Below are 18,403 nucleotides of genomic sequence, written 5' to 3'. Positions count from 1 at the left end.
GACCAGGCGGCTTTTCTTGATCTCTAGGCACCCACTGAACGTTTGACCCCATCGCCCCGCACGGTACCGACCCCCTCCGCCTGACAGGAGCTCATCACATGGCCGACCTCCGCGACACGATGCTGCTGGACGTCTCGCAGCCTCTTCGGGCCCTCGAAGAGGTCGAACAGCGCCTCACGCGGCTGTTCCGCGAGCGCGAGGCACCCGCCCTCAAGTTCAAACTCCCCAGTCTCCCCACCCAGCAGGAACCGGCTGGCAGCCGCCCCGAGCGGCGCGCGCAGGACAGCGCCTTGGACCGCCTCAGCAACCGCCTGCGCACCGCGCAGCAGGAACTCAAACGCCTGGGTGACGACGCCACGCCTGAGCAGTTGAAGGTCATCGAGACGCGCCTGTCCCGCCTCGCGCAGCAGGCCGAGCTGCTCGCCCCAGGCCTGGACAAGGGCAGCGCGGCTGGAGCCCGCCTGAGCCGCGTCATGACCGGCATCGTCACCACCAGCACCGACGTGCAGGCCGCCCTGAACGCCACGGGCCGCGCGCCCGGCTTCCAGACCCAGGAACAGCAGGTCAAGGCCCTCGGGCAGGGGCTCACGCAACTGAACCGCCTGTGGCGCCTTCAGATCCTTACCGACGAAGAAGCTGGGCAGAGCGCCCTGAAGCTGCGCGACCAGCTGCTCAAACTGGCCGTGGCCGAGGGCGCCAGCCAGAACGCCGTGCTGGCCGCCACCAGGGTCGCCACGGACGCGCAGCGCCTCCTCGACCAGACCCGCGGCGAGGCCACCAAGGGCGGCTTCGCCTACAACGCGGGCATCGCCATCCTCGACGGGCTCAGCCGGGTGCGCGGCCCGATCGGCGCGCTCGCCGCCGGACTGGGCGGCGCGGTCAACGCGGGCCTCCTGACCGGCATGCTCGCCGGGAAACCCGCCGTGGGGCGCGGCGCGCAGGACCTCGGCGACGACGTCATCTACGGTCTGAAGACCCGCCTCCAGATCCGCAGCCCCAGCCGCGTCACCACCGCGTTTGGCGTGAACATCGCCGAGGGCCTCGCGCTGGGCATGAAGTCCAACCAGGGGCAGGTGGCCAAGGCCGCCCGCGACCTGGGCGACGCGGCCAGCAGCAACCTGAGCAGCCGGATTGAGGGGTTCTTCGGTCCCAAGCTCGGCCAGAGCCTCAGCACCAGCGGCGGGGCGTTCGGTGGGGTGGCGCGCGAGGCGGCGAACGGCGCGGTGCAGATCGGGAAGTTCGCCCTGGGTGCCGAAGCCCTGGCCCTCGTGGCGGGCACCACAGCCAGCGCCATCCTGGTGCTCGGCACGGCATTCAAGTCCGCCATCACCAGCGGCGCGGCGTTCGAGGAACAGCTCGTCAACATCAAAGCCCTCACGCAGCCCACCGCCGCTGAACTCACCCAGCTGAAAGACGCCGCGATGAACCTCGGGACCGACCTGGGCGTCGGACCGAAAGACGCGGCGCTGGCCATCCTGGAGCTGAACAAGGCAGGCCTGAGTGCCAGTGAGGCGATCGGGGGCGGCCTCGCCGGGGCGCTGAACCTCGCCGGCGCCGCAGGCGTCACCGCGGGCGAGGGCGCGGCGCTGGCCGTGGCGGGCATGAACACCTTCGGACTGGCCGCCGCGGACCTGCCCCGGGTGGCGGACGTGTTCGCCAACTTCGCCAACCGCACCGTGCTGGGCGCACAGGACCTCTCCCAGTTCTTCAGTGCGCTGGGCCCCGCCGCGAAAGACGCCGGGCTGAACATCGAGCAGGTGGCCGGGTACGCCGCCACGCTCGCGCAGGGCGGCTTCAAACAGATGAGCGACGCCGGGACGTCGTTCAAGACGTTCCTGACGAGCCTCCAGGCCCCGAGCGACACGGCGAAAAAGGCGCTGAACGAACTGAAGGTGTCGTTCTACGACGCCGCCGGAGCCAGCCGCCCGCTGGGTGAAGTCCTCGAGGAGCTACGCCGCAAGCTCGCCGGGATGACCGACCAGGCCCGCAACGGCTACATCAAACAGATCTTCGGGGACGATGCCAGCCGCGCCGCTCGCGTGTTCTTCGGCAGCACCAACGAGGCCATCGACGAGAACATCAAGGCGATGGGTCTGCAGGGCGAAGCGGCCCGCGTGGCGCGCGAGCGCATGAGCAGCTACGCCGGCCAGGTCAAGGTCCTGAAAGCCGAGTGGGAGTCGTTTACGGCCATGATCGGTCTGACCTTCCTGCCCGCGCTGACCAGTGTCATTAAGGGCATCCGGAACGTCGTGGACGGCGCCCGGGGTTTCCTGAACGACGGCGAGCGCCTCAAGACCCTGATGAAACAGCTGGGGATCGTGGTGGCCGGGGTGGGACTGGCGTTCATCTACCTGCGCCAGGAGATGATCAAAACGGCCGTCATCCAGGCCTGGACGTCCGCACCCATGATCTTCAACGCGGTCCGGCTGGGCGTGCTGGGGGCGGCGAACGTCATCAAGCTGTCGTACATCCCCGCCATCATCGGCGCGGCGAAAGCGACGGCGGCGTTCCTGGTCGCCAACCCCTGGCTGCTCGTGATTGCCGGCGCGACCGCAGCGGCCGTGGCCATCCAGAATCACTTCTCCGAGATCAACAACACCTACGACCAGATGGACGCGGCGAACCAATCCAGCTTCGAGAGCACCATGAAGCGCGTCCGGGGCCTCACGAAGGAAGGGGGGGAGCTCAACAACACCAAGGCCAAGTACCTGCTGGCCGTGCAGTCTCTCGCCGACGCAAACCAGGGCACGCTGAAGGGCACCACACTGCTCGGCGAGCGGATCTACGAGACCGACGACGCGCAGATCGCCAAGGCGCAGCAGCGCGTGAAGGAACTGCGTGAGGAACTCACGCGCCTCCAGGCTGAAGCGAACCGCCGCGGCGCCGCGCCTCCGGTGAAGGTCGTCGATCCGGAACAGTTGAAGAAACAGACCGAAGCGCTGCGCGACCTGCGCAAGGAACTCGCCGGGCGGGCGCTGGAGTTGCGGGTCAAGGGCATGACCGAGCTGGGCGGCCAGATCGAGCAGCTCGGCAACCAGTTCGACGAGCTGGCCATCAAGCTCAAAACCGCTTTCAACTGGGACATGAGCAGCACGGATCTTCAGAAGGGCCTGGCGCAGATCCGCGCGCAGCAGGCCCGGGAGCAGACCGCGCTCGTGACCAGCGCGCTGGACGATCAGAAAGAGGTCCGGCTGGGGCACGAGCGGGAGGTCCGTGCCGCCGAGATCGCCCTGTCCAAAGACGCTGTGGCGCAGCGCCGCGCGGAACTCGACGGGCAGATCCAGGACCTGAAGACCACGTACGAACCGCAGATCCGCGACCTGCTGAGAAACGCGCAGAACAAGACCATCTCCAGCACCGACCGCCGGAAGTTCCAGGACGAGGCGGGGCAGCTCCAGCAGCTTCAGAACCGGCAGATCGTGGCGCTGGAACGCCAGCGGGATCAGGACCTCGAACGGATCGCGCAGGAGCGGCTGGATAAGGTCCGCGCGGCGCAGCAGGAGACCCTGGCGTCCCAGGCCCGGGTCAGCGCCGCGACCATCAGCGTGCTGGAGGGGCAGCGGGACCGGGAGATCCAGCTGGCCGGGGACGTGCCCGCCGCCCGGCTGGCCATCGAGCAACGCTTCGGGCCGCAGCTCCTGCGCCTGAAACAGCAGCAGATCGACCTCGAAACCGAAGGGCAGCGCATCGCCCTGCGCGGGGCGTACCTGCAGCAGCTCCGCGACGCCGCCACCGCTGGCGACCAGCGCGCCGAGCTGGAACGCAACGCCCGGGACCAGTACCTCAACGGGCTGCGCGTCCTGGAACTTGACCACCAGCAGAAAGTCGGGGACGCCCAGGTGCAGCAGGAAGCGCGCGTGCAGGAACAGCGCACCGCGATCTACCAGCAGGGCCTCGACCGACGCCTCCAGGGGGCCAAAGATGCCACGGCCGCCGAACTGAGGCAGCTGGAACGGGTCCTGACCGCCGAACGCGCCCGCGCCGCCGCTGCCGGGGAGGGTGCGAAGGTTGCGGCGATCGACAAGGCCCTGACCAGCATCAACGAGATCCAGGCGGACAACGTCCGCGCGTTCCGCGAGGAACTGAAGGGGGCGGCCACCACCGCCGCCGACCTCCAGAAACGCCTCGCGGACATCGACCAGACCCCGCTGGGCAAGGCTCGGAGCAGCGCGGCCTCCCCGTTCAACGAGATCATCTGGAATGCCGAGAAGGCCCTGGCCGACCTGAAAGGCAAGCTGTCCAAGACCGACCTCACCCCGGACCTGCGGGCGCAGTACCTCCGGCAGCAGGCGGAACTCACCCGCATCGTGAGCCAGGCCTCCCGGGAACGGAACGGCGCGGTCCTGGCGGCCGAGCAGCAGTTCGAACGCGAGCGGCAGGACAAGGCCCAGGCCAACGCCCTGAAACTCGCCAAGACCCAGTACGACACCACCCTGGACAGCGGCCCGTACCTCACGCGGCTGGACCAGGACCGGCAGTACTGGAACGCACGACTCGCCCTCGCCCGCCAGAAGGGCAGCGAGGAGCTCAGGCTCCAGGCGGAGCAGGCCCTGGCCAGCAACGCCGAGGAACGCAAGCGCGTCACCGGGGACACGTTCACCCGGAAGGACACGCTCGACGCGTCCGTGGTCAAGCTGCGCGCCGCTCAGGACGCCCAGCTGGCCGCGCAGGCCCGCACGCAGCAGGAGGTGCAGGCCGCCCGGGAACGGGGGCTTCAGACGTCCCGTCTGGAACTCGCGCAGCTCGACGCGCAGCTAGCCACCGCGAAGGCCCGCGGGCTGACCGAGGCGCAGATCAACGACCTCCTGGCGGAGCGGGTCCAGAAGGTCACCGGCATCAACGCCCAGGTGAAGGCCATCGCGCAGGCGCCGCTTCAGGCGGACGCCGAGCGCGTGGATCTCCTGCAGGCCCAGGCCAACCTCCTGCTCCAGCAGCAGGGCCTCGCCGACGATGCACTGGCCACCGCGCAGCAGAGCCTCACCGCGGCCCGGCAGCAGCTGCAACTCAAACAGGCGGCGCTGGATGACGCGGAGGCGAACGGCACGCCCAGTGAGGTGTCGAAAGCCCGGGTGGACGTGACGAATGCCCAGCTCGCCGTTGAACAGAACATCGTGCGCGTGCGGGACGAGCAGGACCAGCAGGCCGTGCAGGCCCTCGACCACCTCGAAGCCCAGGGTCGCGCTGCCCTGGAGCTCCAGGGGCTCGCAGAGGACGCCGTGGCGACCGGAGAACTGGATCTGGACGTCACCCGTCAGCGGCTCACCCTGGCCCAGGCGCGCCTGGCGTCCGGCACGCTGACCGCGAAGCAGGAACGGGAGGCGCAGCTGGAGGTCACGCGCCTCACCGCCCAGCAGGAAACGCAGGAACGCAAGCTCGAACAGGCCCAGCGGGACCGCCGGGCCCTGCTCGAAGGGCTCGTGCAGGCGCAGGAGGGCCTGAATCGATCCCTGCAGGGGGGCACCCCTGCCGCTGTGGCCCTGCGGGACGCCAGCAACGGCGCGGCCGACGCCCGGGTGAAACTCGCCCAGGCGGAACGCAGTTACGCGCAGGCCCTGGCGGACGCGGCCCGGACCCCCAGCCAGGCGACCACCGAGCGCCTGAAAACGGCCACGGAAGCCCTGACCAGCGCGATCAGCGACCAGCGGGGCGCGCTGAGCAAGCTGGCCGACCAGTACCGCAGCGTCCTGACCAGCATGGACGGCGTACGCGAGGCGTCCGACAAGCTCAAAGGCGCCGCGTACGGAGACAAAGGTCCGGCATTCAACGGGACGCTCGAAATTGATCGGTTCTTCGCCATCCAGCGCCGCCGCGACGCGGCCATCGACACCCTCAAACGCGCCCTGGCGAGCGGCGACCAGGACGCCATTCGCGCCGCGACCGAGGCGCTGGCTACCCAGGAGAAACGCTACAAGGACCAGCAGGCCCTGCTCGCGAAGAACGGCATCAGCGTCGGGCTCACCCGCGAGAAGGAAGTGCAGACGCTCGCCGATCAGGTGGACGCGCTGGGCATCCAGAACGACCGCGAGGCCATCAACGTGCAAAAGCGCCTCGACGCGGCCACGCTCGACGCGCAGTCCAGCCTCACGTTCCTCGACGCCGCGAAGCTCATGCGGGACAGCAGCGTGGACCTGCTCGCCGGACTCACCCGCGGCGTCCGGCCCGCGCCGCAGGCCGCGCCGATCACCTACACGTACAAGGACAAACGCTTCGACAGCATGGCCGCCCTGGACGCCTACGTGGCTGCCGAGCGGGCCGGGGGGACGGGCAACCGCGCCGCCGCCCCCGGCAACGCCGCGGACGCCCAGATGGGCACCAAGAACGTCACGATCACCAACACCACGACCTTCCACATCCCCGTCACGGTGGACGGCCAGCCCGTGCCCACCCCGCAGGAGTTCCGGCAGATCGCGGAGCAGGTCCTGGGTGAAGCCCTCAACGGCGCCCTGCGCAACGCCGCCTGGGCCGGAGGGCCCTGCAAAACATGAACTGGCAGAACCGCTACCTGATCGTCGGGGGCACGCACTTCGGTGTGGCCGCCCCCGACCCGGAAACCGGGTTCGTGAAGGCGAAACCGGAACGCAACCTCACCCTGATTGCCTCGGCGGCCGGCCTGAGCCTGGCGCAGCTGCCGCCGGGTATCACGGCCACCCGCATCACCGTCGCGGGCGGCACGAACATCGCCGTGCCGAACGCCGTCGCGGACGTCATCCGCAACCTGCTGCCCGGGCAGCGCGTGACCATCTCGGAAAACTACACGCTCAGCACTGGCCGGGTCTGGGTGGACGCCATCGTCACCGCGCCGTTCGACACGACCCTGCACGCCGTGAAGCCCGGACCGGACGGCGTGCCGGTCGAGCAGTACTTCACCTACAGCGGCTTCGAAGCCCTGGTCCTCGGAGGTCCCGCATGAAACGACTCGCCCTGCTGCTGCTGGACGATACCCCCGCTCCCGCCACGGACTTCGGCAGTGTCCCGCCCGGCACGGCCGCGCCCAACCGCTCCCTGCGCCTCGTGAACACGGGGGACGAGACCGTGTCCGGGATCAGGGTCCGCGTCGAGAACGAGAGCGCCGACAACGGCGAGTACCGCGTGACGGTGCAGGGCACGGCCCTCACCGGCGACTGGACGGCGCTGCCGGATCTGGCGCCCACTGAGGCATTCCTGGTGCTGGAGAGCTGGCTCACGCCTGCGGGCGTGGCGGAGACGGGCGTGGATCACGGCCTGCTGCGCATCCAGCACCACCAGTAATGCCATTCATCATCGCCCCGCAGGGGCCCGTCGAGCTGGTGCACCACGCGCAGGCCAGCAGCCTGCGGATCGCCGAGATCCTGCACTACGCCCGGGGTGGCTGGGCGGGCGTGGCGGAACTCGTGCACGCCGCGCAGGCCGGCGTGATCGGCACCGTGGACCTCACCCACGTGGCCGTCGCCCGGATCGGCGGCGGCCCCAGCGTGCCCGTGCAGGTCATCTACGGCGCGCAGCCCGTCACGGTCACCGCGCAGACCAGCGCCGGACCGGCCCTGATCGTCACGTACGCGGACGACGAGGGCAGCCCGACCGGTACGGTCACCCTGCCCGGCACGGCCCTGCCGGGCGGCCCCACGCTGACCCTGGACGTCACGACGACCGGCGCGGAAGGCGAGGTGGGCACCGCCCCGAACACCCGGCCCTACCGCGTGCGCACCCGCCGCGCGCGGCGCGTCCTGGACATCGACGACCAGTACGAGATTCAGGACGCGCCCGGCGCGGAGACCATCACGGTGCGCGGCTTCACGCGGGCCGCCACGCGCCTGGGCAGCGTCCGCCTGCCCGAGCTGGTGGGTTTCATGGCCAGCCCCACCCCCCGGGCGAACCGGCGCGTGCCGTGCAGCGCCCGCCCCAGACCCCAGACGCAGGCCGTGTCCTCAGTCGTGGCGCAGGCCGTGCGGGCCGCGGGGCTCACCCTCTCCTTCGGGCGGTACGCCGACCCGCTCGCCGGTGAGGTGTGGACCGAGTGGCGCACGCCGTACAGCACGCGCGGCAAGAGCCCCCAGGCGGTGCTGCAGGACACGTACCTCGCCATCGGCTGGCACCCCGTCATTCAGCGCATCGGCGCGGCCAGTCACATCCTCTTCCTGCTGCCGCCCGGTGGGGACCTGGGCCTCGCGGACGTCAGCGCCTTCGAGGTGCAGGCCGGCGGCAGCCGCCGCCGCGAAACCGCCCAGTTGCCGGCGACCGTCACGGTCAAGGGTGCCGACCACCTCGTGGACCTGCCCACGCTCACCGACGTCATCCAGCTCGCCCCGAACCCGCAGACGTTCGAGCGGGAGGTCTACCCCGACATTCAGTGGTTCATCACCACCCCCAGCAGCGGCGGCGAGGGCGAGTCCACCACCGGGTACAACAAGGTCGGCGGCCAGATCATCGGGACGTACACCACCGCCGTGCAGGACTTGACGGTGACCGAGCAGGTCGCCGGGAAACTGGAGACCAGGGACTTCGGCAAGGTGCTCATCAGTGAGGAAAGCACGGACAGAACGTACGACCCGTACTGCAAGGACCAGCTGACGAGCGAGGAAACCCGCAAGACCTCATGGGGGTACACGGCCAGCACCAAGACCACCAGCAAGATCGTCGGCCGCTACGGCTTCCTGAGCGTGTACCCGACCGGGGACCTGCTCGGCGACGAGATCCAGCGCACCGATCAGTTCTGGCATGAGGAGGGTTGGGTTCAGGCCCGCGCGATCTACACGAAGAAACTCACCAGCACCAAGCAGGTGAACGCCGAGGGCGCCCTGAAGGACCGCGGGCCACTTCAGGCGTTCGAGTACGTGGAGCGGCTGCGGTTGGAGCGGTACTTCTACGACGGGCAGTCCTGGTGGATGGAGTGGTCCGAGAGCGGCGGGCAACCGATCCCGGTGTACGACGCGGACAGCTTCGAAGCCGTCCGCATGGGCGTCCGGGGCGGCACCGTCACCAGCGGCTCGGTCCCCATGGACGCCCAACCACCGACCTCCCGCTGCCCGGATCCCTGCGCGACCCGCAAGCGGGCCGTGCCGAACGTCGTGCGCCTGGAGGTGCAGGGCGGCCGGGAAGGTACGGACGTCGAGCGGACCGTCACGTGGACCGAGGACCGCGCTGCGCTCGCCCGGTATGGCCGCTGGGTGGCGCAGGACCTCGCGCGGCGCGTCACGAGCACCCGCACGCTGCTGAGCGTCCCGGATCTCCACGTGGGCGCCCGCGTCACGCCGGACGGTGGGCTCACCCAGGGCGGCCTGGTGCAGTCCACCAGCTTCGAGGTACGCGGGGGTGGCGGGAGCAGCAGCCTCACGCTCCGCTCGTCGGAACCCGTCGTGACCACGGCCGTGCCGTACAAGCCGGACGACCCGGCCCGCCGGGACATCGTGCTGTTCCGCCAGCAGGGCGGCGTGACCGTGGACGCGTTCACCGGCGAGTGGAACGGCAACACGCCCATCTTCAAGCCGGTGTTCGTGCAGGTCGCGGGCACCCAGTACCCCAAGCCGCTCGACGAGCTGGAGTGGGTGGATGACCCCCGGTACGGCCCGACCGCCACCGGCAACTACGGGCAGGAGAGCCTGGAATGAACGACCGCGACCGTGCCATCCTCAAACTGCTGCTGGGCCAGTGCTGCTGCCATGACGAGGAACCGATCCGGGCCCGGGCGCCCACCCGGCCCGCCGTGCACGGGCGCCCGCTGGCCCTGCAACCTCCACAGGCCACCGAAGCCCCCGCCTTCGTGGCGCCGCCGCCCTCGTGGGACAGCCCACAACGGTCCGCGGCGTTCGGCACGGCCCACGTGCCCGGCGTGACCGACGCAGGGGCCTTCCTGGGCGAGGCACGGGCCGCGTGGCCCGAGGTGATCACCCTGGCCCGCTACGCCCGGGATGACGGCACGCTGGCCGGGTTGACCCTCGGCAGCCGCATCGACCACCAGGCGCGGGAGTTGACCGCCCGAACGTCCGGCGGCACGACCATCACACCTGGGTACACGCCAGGGGGCACGCCCGCCCCAATCCCCGCCACGCCTGGGGAGGAGGTGAAGTTCTCTGACGGGTTCGGGACTGAGATCCCGGACGCCCTCTGGATCAACATCCAGGCGATCCCGGGCCGCGGCCTGCGGAGCAGCAGCATCGTGGACCTCACGGCGTACTGGGACGGTCGCCCGGCCGCGCAGCGAGTCGCCGGGTCCGTGAGTGCGAGCGGCACCATCTACCGCGCGGACCTCGCCCTGGAGTACGCCGGGGCGGCCCGGGTCCTGGCCGACCGACTGCGCATCCGGACCCGCTGGGAGCGCCTGACCGGCGACCTGGGCCGCATCATCTGGATTCGCATCGACGAACTCCAGGCGCAGGACAGCACCGGGATCCACGGCTGGACGCCGGTGCTGTTTGAAGTGGCCCGTGACGGCCGATTCGAGGACCAGTGGCCCGCTGGAGAGCTGCCCGACGATCCCGGCGACGTCACCTACCGCGACGCCGACTTCCCACTGGAATCCCAGACCTGGGACCCCCTGCCGCCCATCCCGGAGCGTGAACCGGGTGTGGTGTTCCGCAGCCCGGACGGGGCGGTGGTGGTGCAGGGTCCCGACCTGTCCAACCCGGCCGACCTCACCGGCCGGAGCCTGACCGCCTGGGAGACCACCCTCAGCGGCGGCAGCTGGGCGGCGTTGCGTGACACGCCCACCTGGGACGAGGAGGCCCAAGTCTGGGACTTCAGTCCGGTCCTGGTCCTGCACGAGGCTGGGGGCACGTTCACGGCGCTGCGGCCCGGGCGGGCACCGGAGACCTGCACGCGCGCCGTGTTCGAAACGCAGGTCCTGCGCGCCCCGGTCGGGTCATTCCTGAACTTCAGCCCCGTCGGCGCGACGTTCCACAGTTGGCCAGAAGCGTGGGCCTTTGCCCGCTGCGCGGACGGCAGCGACCACGCCCTGGTCGCCCACAACCCCTGGCGGGACAGCGTGAAGCAGGTGCCGGAATCCCCCGAACTGGACGGGTGGAGCTGGCCCGGCCGCCCGCGCAGACCGCCGCCCCCGGACGCCGTGCGGGACGACGCCCCACGCCTGCCGCTCGGCGTGACCCTGGCGGACCTGCTGGTGGCCACCGAAGACGAACCCCGCGCCAAGGGCGACGCGCCCTGGATCCGGCCCGCTCAGGTCGAGATCTGGGATGAGGACGCCGCCACCTGGGTCGTCAGCCTGGACGCACTGGCCGCGCTGGACAAACGCATCCTCTATGCCCCGACCGAGTGGCCCGAGGAGCTCGACGACCGCACCGGCGTGCAGGGCCGCCTGCGCCTGACGTTCGGGGTCACCTGACATGGCGGTCATCGAACTCCGCACGGTGTGCGTCCTGCACGTCCGCCTCAGCGGCCCCCGCGACGAGATGGAGGTCCGCGTCAACGGTGCGGCCGTCACGCCCCGACCGCTGGGGCATGACGCGGGGCAGCGCCGCGGCACGCACCCGTACCTGATCGTCACGACCCTCGACTACCCGCCCAGCGCCCCGCTGGAGCTCACCACCAACCGCCGCCTGACGCGCTGCCTGCTCACCAGCACGGTGACGCTCGTGCTCGTGCCTGACCCACCCCCGGAGATCCCATGACGCAACCCCCGCCGACCCCACCTGATCCCACCCAGTGGTCCTGGCTGGACCTGTTCAACCGGACCTTCATCGGCCCGGATTACACGGTCCCCGGCACCAACGTCACGCTGCAGGGCGAGCAGCTGCGGCTGGGCCCCATGACCCCCATCGCCCCGAGCGGGACCACCACTCCCTTTACCCTCAGCGCCGCGCTGGCCACCACCAGGTGGGACTCGCCGGACGTGCAGGTGCAACTCGACTGGCGCTACACCTGGCAGAGCAATTCGTTCGCCACGGTGCCCCTTGCCGGGCTCGAACTCGTGGGGCAGACCAAGACGCTGCGCTGGACGGGTGAGACGCTCACCTGGGGTACCACCAACAGTGTCTTGCAGCTGTGGGGCACGCTCGGGCGCAGCGTGCCGGTCGGCGCGTGGCAGCGCCTGCGCCTGACCGTGGACACCACGCAGGGCCGCATCCAGCTGGAGGACGGCGGCGTGGGCCTCGTGGACGTCCCGCTGCCAGCCGACTGGTCGAGCGCCATGGGCGCGCAGGGCCGCGTGGCGGTGCTGTACGCGCAGCGCGGCAGCGGGAACTCATTCGAGCAGGGCAACGTCTGGGTGGACAATCTCGCGGTCCGGAGTGGGGATGGCACGGCCGATCTGAGCAGCGGGACCAGCAGCGGCGGGAACATCCGCCTGGGGGGCGAGTGGCGCTTCAGCCCGGGTGCCCCGGACGACGCGGTGGGCAGTGATGGCGACGTGTGGGCCGACACCAGCGGCACCATCTACCAGAGGCAGGGCGGGACGTACGTGTCCATGCTTCAGCTCCTGGGCGCGCCTGGTCCGCAGGGCAGTCAGGGGCCAGTCGGTCCAGCCGGGCCGCAGGGCGCAGACGGGCAGCTCGTGGGCGCGGTGGCTGTGCCGCTGCTGATCGGCGCCGACACGCCCGAGGAGGGCCTGCCGCTGGAGATCGTGGGCGCGCTCCCGGGCGGACTGGTCGGGTACGTGCTGCACGGTGTGACCGGCGTGCCCGTCACGGTCACCAGCAGCAGTGACGGCGTGACCTTCACGCCCGTGACCTACCCGCTGACGCTCACGGCAGGCCTGACGCTACGCCTCAAGCGCGTGGACGGCACGTCCGGCGTGAGCGTCCTGCACGCCACCAGTCAGCCCGTCACCGATGCCCCCGCCGACTTCACCGTCACGCCGGACGAGGGCGGCTTCCTGGTCTTTGCGGAGGCCGCCACCACCACCGACCCGGACGGCTACCTGACCGTCACCAACGCCAGCAGCACCACCGACAGCGAGGGGTACGTGACCCTCGAAAGGACGTCCTGACATGACTGAACCTCTGACCCCGAAAAGCAAGCACGTGGCCCTCGAAGCGAAGGTGGACGGCATCGACGATCGCCTCACCGGTGTCGAGCAGAACCCTGGGGGAGGCTCCGGAGGCGGGTACATCAGCCTGAGCGCCCAGCCCCAGACCGGCTTCACCAGCCCGAACAGTACGGTGCTGACAGCGTGGAAAGTCCGCCTGAGTGTCGGCACCGCGGGGAAGCCGGTGAGCGTGACCGGCGTGTACCTCAGCCCTGCGCCCGGGCAGGTGCTGAGCACGGCCGACATCTACGGCGTGAGTATCTTCGACCTGAACGACGTGCAGCTGGACGCCCTGAGCGGCTCGGACGTGGCCGTCACCACCGACCCGGGCGGCGCGGCGCTGGACGTGACTGGGGCCGGGTACCCGCTGACCATCCCGCGCGGCGGGTACCTGGAAGTGGAGTTCGGCGCGGACGTCCAGCTGCTGGCCACCAATCAGACGAGCACCGCCGGGCGCAACTGGAGCAACACGCAGGCCCTGGACTCGTCCGGCCTGCAGGCGGGGCGGCCGTGCATGAGCGCCGTGCTGCCCGAGTGGCGAGGCGTCGGCGCGCTCAGCGCAGGGGGGATGCGGGTGGTCGCCTCACCCACGGCGCTGGGACTGAGCGGGTTCGAGATCGTGGACCCCGAGGACACCAGCGCTGCCCCCACCCTGCGGTTCTGCCGCTGGGACGGCACGCTCTGGTCCGTTTCCCTGACCGCTGAGTAACCCGACCCCTCGTGGCCCCCACCGTCGTCCGGCGCGGTGGGGCCTTCCCTTTCGCCGGAAAGGAGATCCATGATCAACCTCATCCGACAGCTCACCAGCTTCCTGCGCGCCGAGCACCTCGTCACCCTCCTGTTCTGGGCCCGCGCGGACGGCACGGCCGCGCCTGTCTCAGTGGACGACCCCCTGCCCGTGCAGACGGTGGAGGCCGTCAGTCCGAACAAGGCGTACCCGCCGCAGATCCTGAACGCGGGCAACACCCAGTCGCTGACCGTCCCGGACGGCGCGACGCACGCCGACGTGGTCGTGGCCAGCGGCAGCGCCCGCATGGGCCTGCTCGACGCCACCGTCGCTCCGGAGTACACCCCAGGCCTGGGCATGCGGGGGCTGACCGGCGCACTCCTGCAGGCGCTGCGCGTGGACGTGATCAGCGGGCAGACCCGCGTGGACTACTGGCAGATGGGCCGCCCCATTCCCGCGCCTCCGGAGCCGCCCACCCTGGATCTGGGCCCCCGGTACTCGCTGACCTTCGCACCCGGTGAGACGTTGAAGACGTTCACACTCGCACCCGACACGGAAGCGCCCTACCTGCTGAACGTGCAGGCGCGGGTCGGCGGGCGGTACACCGTGCGCCTGCTGGAGAACGGCGTGGAAACCCACAACGACATCTACCCGCGCCAGTACGGGGGCAATCCCACGATGAACCCCGCCTCGACCATGCAGCTGGAGATCAGCCGCCCGGCCGAGGACACCAGCGCAGGCGTAGTGCTGTTCGAATACCTGCACATGGACACCACGCCGTCGTTCCTCTCCGTCAGCAACGACGTGGTGTCGTTCTTCCCGGGCGCGGGCGCGGGCACCAGCATCGACATCTACCCGCAGGTGGCGGGCGTGCACACCGTCAAGATGGAGTCCGAAACCAACGGCGCGACGTTCCTGGTCGAGCTGCTGGAGAACGGCGCCGTGGTGGACTCGTTCACGCAGGGCGGCTTCTACATCGAGAAGTCCAGCCCCTGGACGCTCGACCCGGCCAAGACCTACAAGGTCCGCGCGGTCAGTCAGACGGGCGGCCAGTACGACGAGATGCGGCTCACGCTGCTGCCCCCCGCATGAGACACCGGCGCTGGAGCCTGACCCTGCTGGCCGCACTCCTCACCGGGTGCGGCCAGCTGCTGCCGCCCTCGTCCCCCACCCGCGCGTGGGGCGTGCCCTACACCGCCCTGGTGGTGCCGGACGGGTCACTCAATCCGTTCGACGGCCGTGCGGACGGGTACCGCGTGCGGATCGAGGCGCGGCACGCGAGCAACACGTTCCTGATCGCCCACGAACTCACGCACGTCTGGACCTGGCACCACAAGCGCCTGATGCGCGAGTGGGAAGGCGTCCCCTGCGCCGTGCAGCCCGCGTGGCACTGCACGGCCCGCGAGGCGCATGCCGACGCCGTTGCGCAGGCCGTCGTGGCGGCCGGGTGCAGCGCCGGGGATCTCGGCTGGCCCGGCGTGCCCCCCACCGGCTGCACCCTGCCCGACCCGGACGACGTTCACGTTCCCTAGCCTCCGTCCTGGCCTCCCGCTCCTGGGGCGATTCAGGTGGCTTCAGTGGCCGACAGTCGCGCCATCAACCGCGCCTCAGCACCGTCAGGCACCAGGCCACCGGAGTCCAGAAGATCCAGCAGCGCGTGCCAGTCCGTCAAGTACTGCTCCGCCAAGGCCAGAAACACGGGATCGTGTTCCAACCGCGCCTGCACCTCGTCCGCCAACGCACCCCGCAGGAGCCCTCAGAAATGCAGGTCCAGCAGCATCAGGTCATCCGTTGTGGCCTCGCCGCTCATGGCCCCGAGTGTAGGTTCTCTGACTGACGCTCGCCTGGCGGGAATGTTGAACGCCGCTGCCCTCCCCAGGGTCGCGGCGTTCGAGTGCGGGGTGAGTTCTCTCCATCCGACCCACGCGCCGTCCACCTTACCCCGCCCAGGGGCGGTTCCCATTCCCTGGCCGAGAAGGAGGCGCTCAGAAATCAGTGAACCGGCTTCACTCAAAGCCCAGTCACTGATCAATGAATCTGAAACTCTTACTTCTTCGTCTTGCGTTTTGGGGCCGTAGGCTTACTCGCCGCTTTGCGACTGTTGCCCAACGCTTGGCCCTTCTCGTAACTGGCCTGCATCTTCTGCCGCGTCTGGGCCACCAGCTCCTGAAAGTCCACCAGGCCGGATTCCACCGCTTGCAGGCTGGGCTTGACCGTTCCGCCACGGCGTGCGGCCGCCAGATCACGGTTCGTTTCCTCGAACCACTCATCGAACGCGGGCGTGTGATCAAAGATCATCTCACGCGTGTCCTTCTGGTACGTGTCCTCACTGCCGCGGCGGGTGAACTGCTTGGGCATCGTGAAGCGCTCGGGGAGGTACGCACCGTCGATCTTGCCGGATCGCACCGCTTCCTGGAACAGTTTGATAAACGCATCGCTCCGCTGGGGGTTGCTGAGTTTCTGAACCTGTTCACTCAATTTCATGTAGGCCATAAGGGTCGTTATACGAGAAATCTTGTTAGAAATGCAAATGACGCATGGTTGCTTTCGGCATTCGTGCAATTCGTCTGTTTTTGAGGAGCTCATCATGCTGGTAGTCGATCTTCAACGAACGCGCGGCCCACCGTCATGATGGGCCGCTCACTGATTATCGGGCATAGCAGCGTCCATTCTGCGCTGACCCGGTCATCAGCACACCACGTTTTCTTGTACCGCCCCAGCATTCACGCTTGGGGCGTTCTTCATGCTCAGGAGCCTCATGGATAAACCCGCCGTCCCGCCGCTCTGGCTCCTTGCCGCCGTCTCCGCCACGCTGGGCCTGATCGCGCAACTCGGCACCAGCCTTGCCATGGACATGGCCAAGGACAAAGGCAAGCTCTATGGCTTTCTGCTGCTGTCCTTGGTGTTCAGCGCCAGCACCACGGTCCTCCTGGCGCAGCTCACTAGCCTGGATGATTACGTCTGCGCCACCATCGGTACGCTCGCTGGCGCGATCCCACCCCTCTGGACCCTGCGGGCCGCCGTGAAGCTCATCGGGCAGAAGTACAACGTCGATCTCGGCGAACTCACGAGTCCGGGCGGTCCGACGGCCCCGAAGAAGGAAGGTGACGTCACGTGATCATCGAAGGGTACTGGCTGAAACTCATGTGGGCGGTCCTGGCCGGCGGGTGGTTCCTGTCCGCTCTGGTCCGCCTGATCCTGATGGCCTTGTCCTGGCCAGAGCAGCGACTGCGCCGCCTGTTCGCGGTGTTCGTGCACGCCCTGGTGGGCGTGTTTTTCGTGTGGCGGCATGCGAACGCCGCGCCCATCCCACCGTTCATCCCGATTGAGGAGACGTACCGGAACTGCGCGGGCCTGCTGATGGTGATCTGGGCGCTGCTCGACGGCATCTGGGCGGTGCTGGGCATGACTGAACGCCGCGCCCGACTCATTCACCAAGGGAGGGAAGAATATGATTGCGCCTGACCTCATCAGAACCGTTGTGCCCACGCTCACCGCCACTCAGGCCGCCCAGGTGGCCTCTGCTCTCGCCGATCCGGCGGCGCGGGCGGGCATCACCACCCGGGCGCGCGTGGCCGCGTTCCTGGCACAGTTGGCGCACGAGTCGGCCGGATTCCGGTACCTCGAGGAGCTCTGGGGCCCCACCCCAGCGCAGCGGCGCTACGAGGGCCGCGCGGACCTCGGCAACACGCAGCCGGGCGACGGGTACCGCTACCGGGGCCGCGGCTGGATTCAACTCACCGGGCGGCACAACTACCGCACGTACGGGGCGCTGCTGGGCCTGCCGCTGGAAGCGCAGCCGGACCTGGCGGCCCATCCCGGCACGGCCGCGCGGATCGCCTGCGCGTACTGGGATCAGCGGAAGCTGAACATCCTGGCGGACGCCGGGGACTTCGAGGGCATCACGCGGCGCATCAACGGGGGGCTGAATGGCCTGCCGGACCGGGAGGCGTACCACTGCCGGGCGCTGGCCGCGCTGCCGGAGTCCCCGCCCGTTCCGCGCATCTTCCTGCGGGGCACGGGCGGGGAGAACGTGCAGTGGGACGGGAAGCCCACCATCTACAACGGCACGCGCCTGAGCCTGTACCCGGACGGTGCGCTGCAGCTCGAACGAACCGAGTAGGCCCGCCGTGCCCCATGGGGCGCTGACAATCCACCCTCTCACCGGCCCCCATCACAGGGGGCCGCGCCCATTGAGGTCCCCCATGAACCAGTTCACGATTCTGTCCGCCCTCGTCGCCCTCGGCACCGCCACCCGTCAGGGCGCGCCCCTGAACACGGCCATCGTGCAGCCCTGGCTGGACCAGCACCTGCCCAACCTCGTCACCAAGGCGCAGGCCCTTCGCGACGGCGCCACTTGGACCGAAGTGGGCGCCCTGATCGAAGCCGCGGTGCAGGCGGCCCAGGAACTCAAGCCGGTCCTGGCGGGCACGGCCCGCGCGGCGTTCGTGCTGGCGGTCGTGCAGTCCCTGGTGCGCGAGTTCGCCCCACCCAGCGCGCAGTGGCTGCTGATGCTCCTGAACAGCCCCTTCGCCGCCCTGCTGATCGAGATGGCCTTCAGACGCCTCTTCCCGGGCGGGTAAAGCATGGACAACTCAGGCGATCGCGCCTCCTGTCTCAGCTTCGGCTGACCGCAGGGGGCGTTACGCGTTTTGACCTGACTACCCTTCAAAACGCACAGTAGGCAGCAGAAAGTCGGCTCCTGTACGGTATTTCTGCGA

16 protein-coding genes are annotated in these 18,403 nt (G+C 69.5%); 14 read left to right on the top strand and 2 right to left on the bottom strand.

The annotated features are described in order from the left end of the window. Nucleotides 1-98: 98 nt before the first annotated feature. The 10 genes from IEY63_RS20595 to IEY63_RS20550 all read left to right on the top strand — a co-directional run bounded on the left by IEY63_RS20595 (nucleotide 99) and on the right by IEY63_RS20550 (nucleotide 15,214). A complete protein-coding gene (locus IEY63_RS20595) occupies nucleotides 99-6,485 on the top strand; it encodes a phage tail tape measure protein (RefSeq protein ID WP_189070882.1) in 6,387 nt (2,128 codons plus the stop codon). Beyond that, nucleotides 6,482-6,910, top strand: coding sequence for a hypothetical protein (locus IEY63_RS20590; RefSeq protein WP_189070881.1), 429 nt, complete (start codon nucleotides 6,482-6,484; stop codon nucleotides 6,908-6,910). The genes IEY63_RS20595 and IEY63_RS20590 overlap by 4 nt, the downstream gene beginning before the upstream one ends. Beyond that, complete coding sequence (locus IEY63_RS20585; RefSeq protein ID WP_189070880.1) at nucleotides 6,907-7,248, top strand: hypothetical protein; 342 nt, start codon at nucleotides 6,907-6,909, stop codon at nucleotides 7,246-7,248. Before IEY63_RS20590 ends, IEY63_RS20585 begins: the two co-directional genes overlap by 4 nt. Further along, on the top strand, nucleotides 7,248-9,584 hold the full coding sequence (locus IEY63_RS20580; RefSeq protein WP_189070879.1) for a hypothetical protein: 2,337 nt from the start codon (nucleotides 7,248-7,250) through the stop codon (nucleotides 9,582-9,584). Before IEY63_RS20585 ends, IEY63_RS20580 begins: the two co-directional genes overlap by 1 nt. Further along, nucleotides 9,581-11,314, top strand: coding sequence for a hypothetical protein (locus IEY63_RS20575; protein ID WP_189070878.1), 1,734 nt, complete (start codon nucleotides 9,581-9,583; stop codon nucleotides 11,312-11,314). Before IEY63_RS20580 ends, IEY63_RS20575 begins: the two co-directional genes overlap by 4 nt. 1 nt (nucleotide 11,315) lies before the next feature. After that, nucleotides 11,316-11,600, top strand: a complete 285-nt coding sequence (locus IEY63_RS20570) for a hypothetical protein (protein ID WP_189070877.1) — start codon at nucleotides 11,316-11,318, stop codon at nucleotides 11,598-11,600. Continuing rightward, a complete protein-coding gene (locus tag IEY63_RS20565; RefSeq protein ID WP_189070876.1) occupies nucleotides 11,597-12,916 on the top strand; it encodes a hypothetical protein in 1,320 nt (439 codons plus the stop codon). Before IEY63_RS20570 ends, IEY63_RS20565 begins: the two co-directional genes overlap by 4 nt. A 1-nt stretch (nucleotide 12,917) precedes the next feature. Then, complete coding sequence (locus tag IEY63_RS20560; protein WP_189070875.1) at nucleotides 12,918-13,664, top strand: hypothetical protein; 747 nt, start codon at nucleotides 12,918-12,920, stop codon at nucleotides 13,662-13,664. A 69-nt stretch (nucleotides 13,665-13,733) separates the two neighbouring features. Beyond that, nucleotides 13,734-14,774: a hypothetical protein gene (locus IEY63_RS20555; protein WP_189070874.1), complete on the top strand. Its 1,041-nt coding sequence runs from the start codon at nucleotides 13,734-13,736 to the stop codon at nucleotides 14,772-14,774. Further along, a complete protein-coding gene (locus tag IEY63_RS20550; RefSeq protein WP_189070873.1) occupies nucleotides 14,771-15,214 on the top strand; it encodes a hypothetical protein in 444 nt (147 codons plus the stop codon). The genes IEY63_RS20555 and IEY63_RS20550 overlap by 4 nt, the downstream gene beginning before the upstream one ends. A 32-nt stretch (nucleotides 15,215-15,246) precedes the next feature. Here IEY63_RS20550 and IEY63_RS20545 read toward each other — a convergent pair whose 3' ends face one another. After that, entirely contained in the window at nucleotides 15,247-15,420 is a 174-nt protein-coding gene (locus IEY63_RS20545; RefSeq protein ID WP_189070872.1) for a hypothetical protein, read from the bottom strand. Between the two features lie 308 nt (nucleotides 15,421-15,728). Next, nucleotides 15,729-16,175: a hypothetical protein gene (locus IEY63_RS20540; RefSeq protein WP_189070871.1), complete on the bottom strand. Its 447-nt coding sequence runs from the start codon at nucleotides 16,173-16,175 to the stop codon at nucleotides 15,729-15,731. 265 nt (nucleotides 16,176-16,440) lie between these two features. On the opposite strand from IEY63_RS20540, the gene IEY63_RS20535 reads away from it, so the two are divergent. From IEY63_RS20535 to IEY63_RS20520, 4 genes are all read left to right on the top strand, one after another. Beyond that, a complete protein-coding gene (locus IEY63_RS20535; protein WP_189070870.1) occupies nucleotides 16,441-16,800 on the top strand; it encodes a hypothetical protein in 360 nt (119 codons plus the stop codon). Then, nucleotides 16,797-17,147 (top strand): hypothetical protein, encoded by a 351-nt coding sequence (locus IEY63_RS20530; protein ID WP_189070869.1) that lies wholly within the window; start codon nucleotides 16,797-16,799, stop codon nucleotides 17,145-17,147. Before IEY63_RS20535 ends, IEY63_RS20530 begins: the two co-directional genes overlap by 4 nt. Next, nucleotides 17,134-17,805: a glycoside hydrolase family 19 protein gene (locus tag IEY63_RS20525; protein ID WP_189070868.1), complete on the top strand. Its 672-nt coding sequence runs from the start codon at nucleotides 17,134-17,136 to the stop codon at nucleotides 17,803-17,805. The genes IEY63_RS20530 and IEY63_RS20525 overlap by 14 nt, the downstream gene beginning before the upstream one ends. 82 nt (nucleotides 17,806-17,887) lie before the next feature. Further along, entirely contained in the window at nucleotides 17,888-18,265 is a 378-nt protein-coding gene (locus IEY63_RS20520; protein WP_189070867.1) for a hypothetical protein, read from the top strand. Nucleotides 18,266-18,403: the final 138 nt, after the last annotated feature.

Source organism: Deinococcus radiotolerans, from assembly GCF_014647435.1.
GTDB classification, from domain to species: Bacteria; Deinococcota; Deinococci; order Deinococcales; family Deinococcaceae; genus Deinococcus; species Deinococcus radiotolerans.
This window is presented reverse-complemented; position numbering and strand designations above follow the sequence as displayed.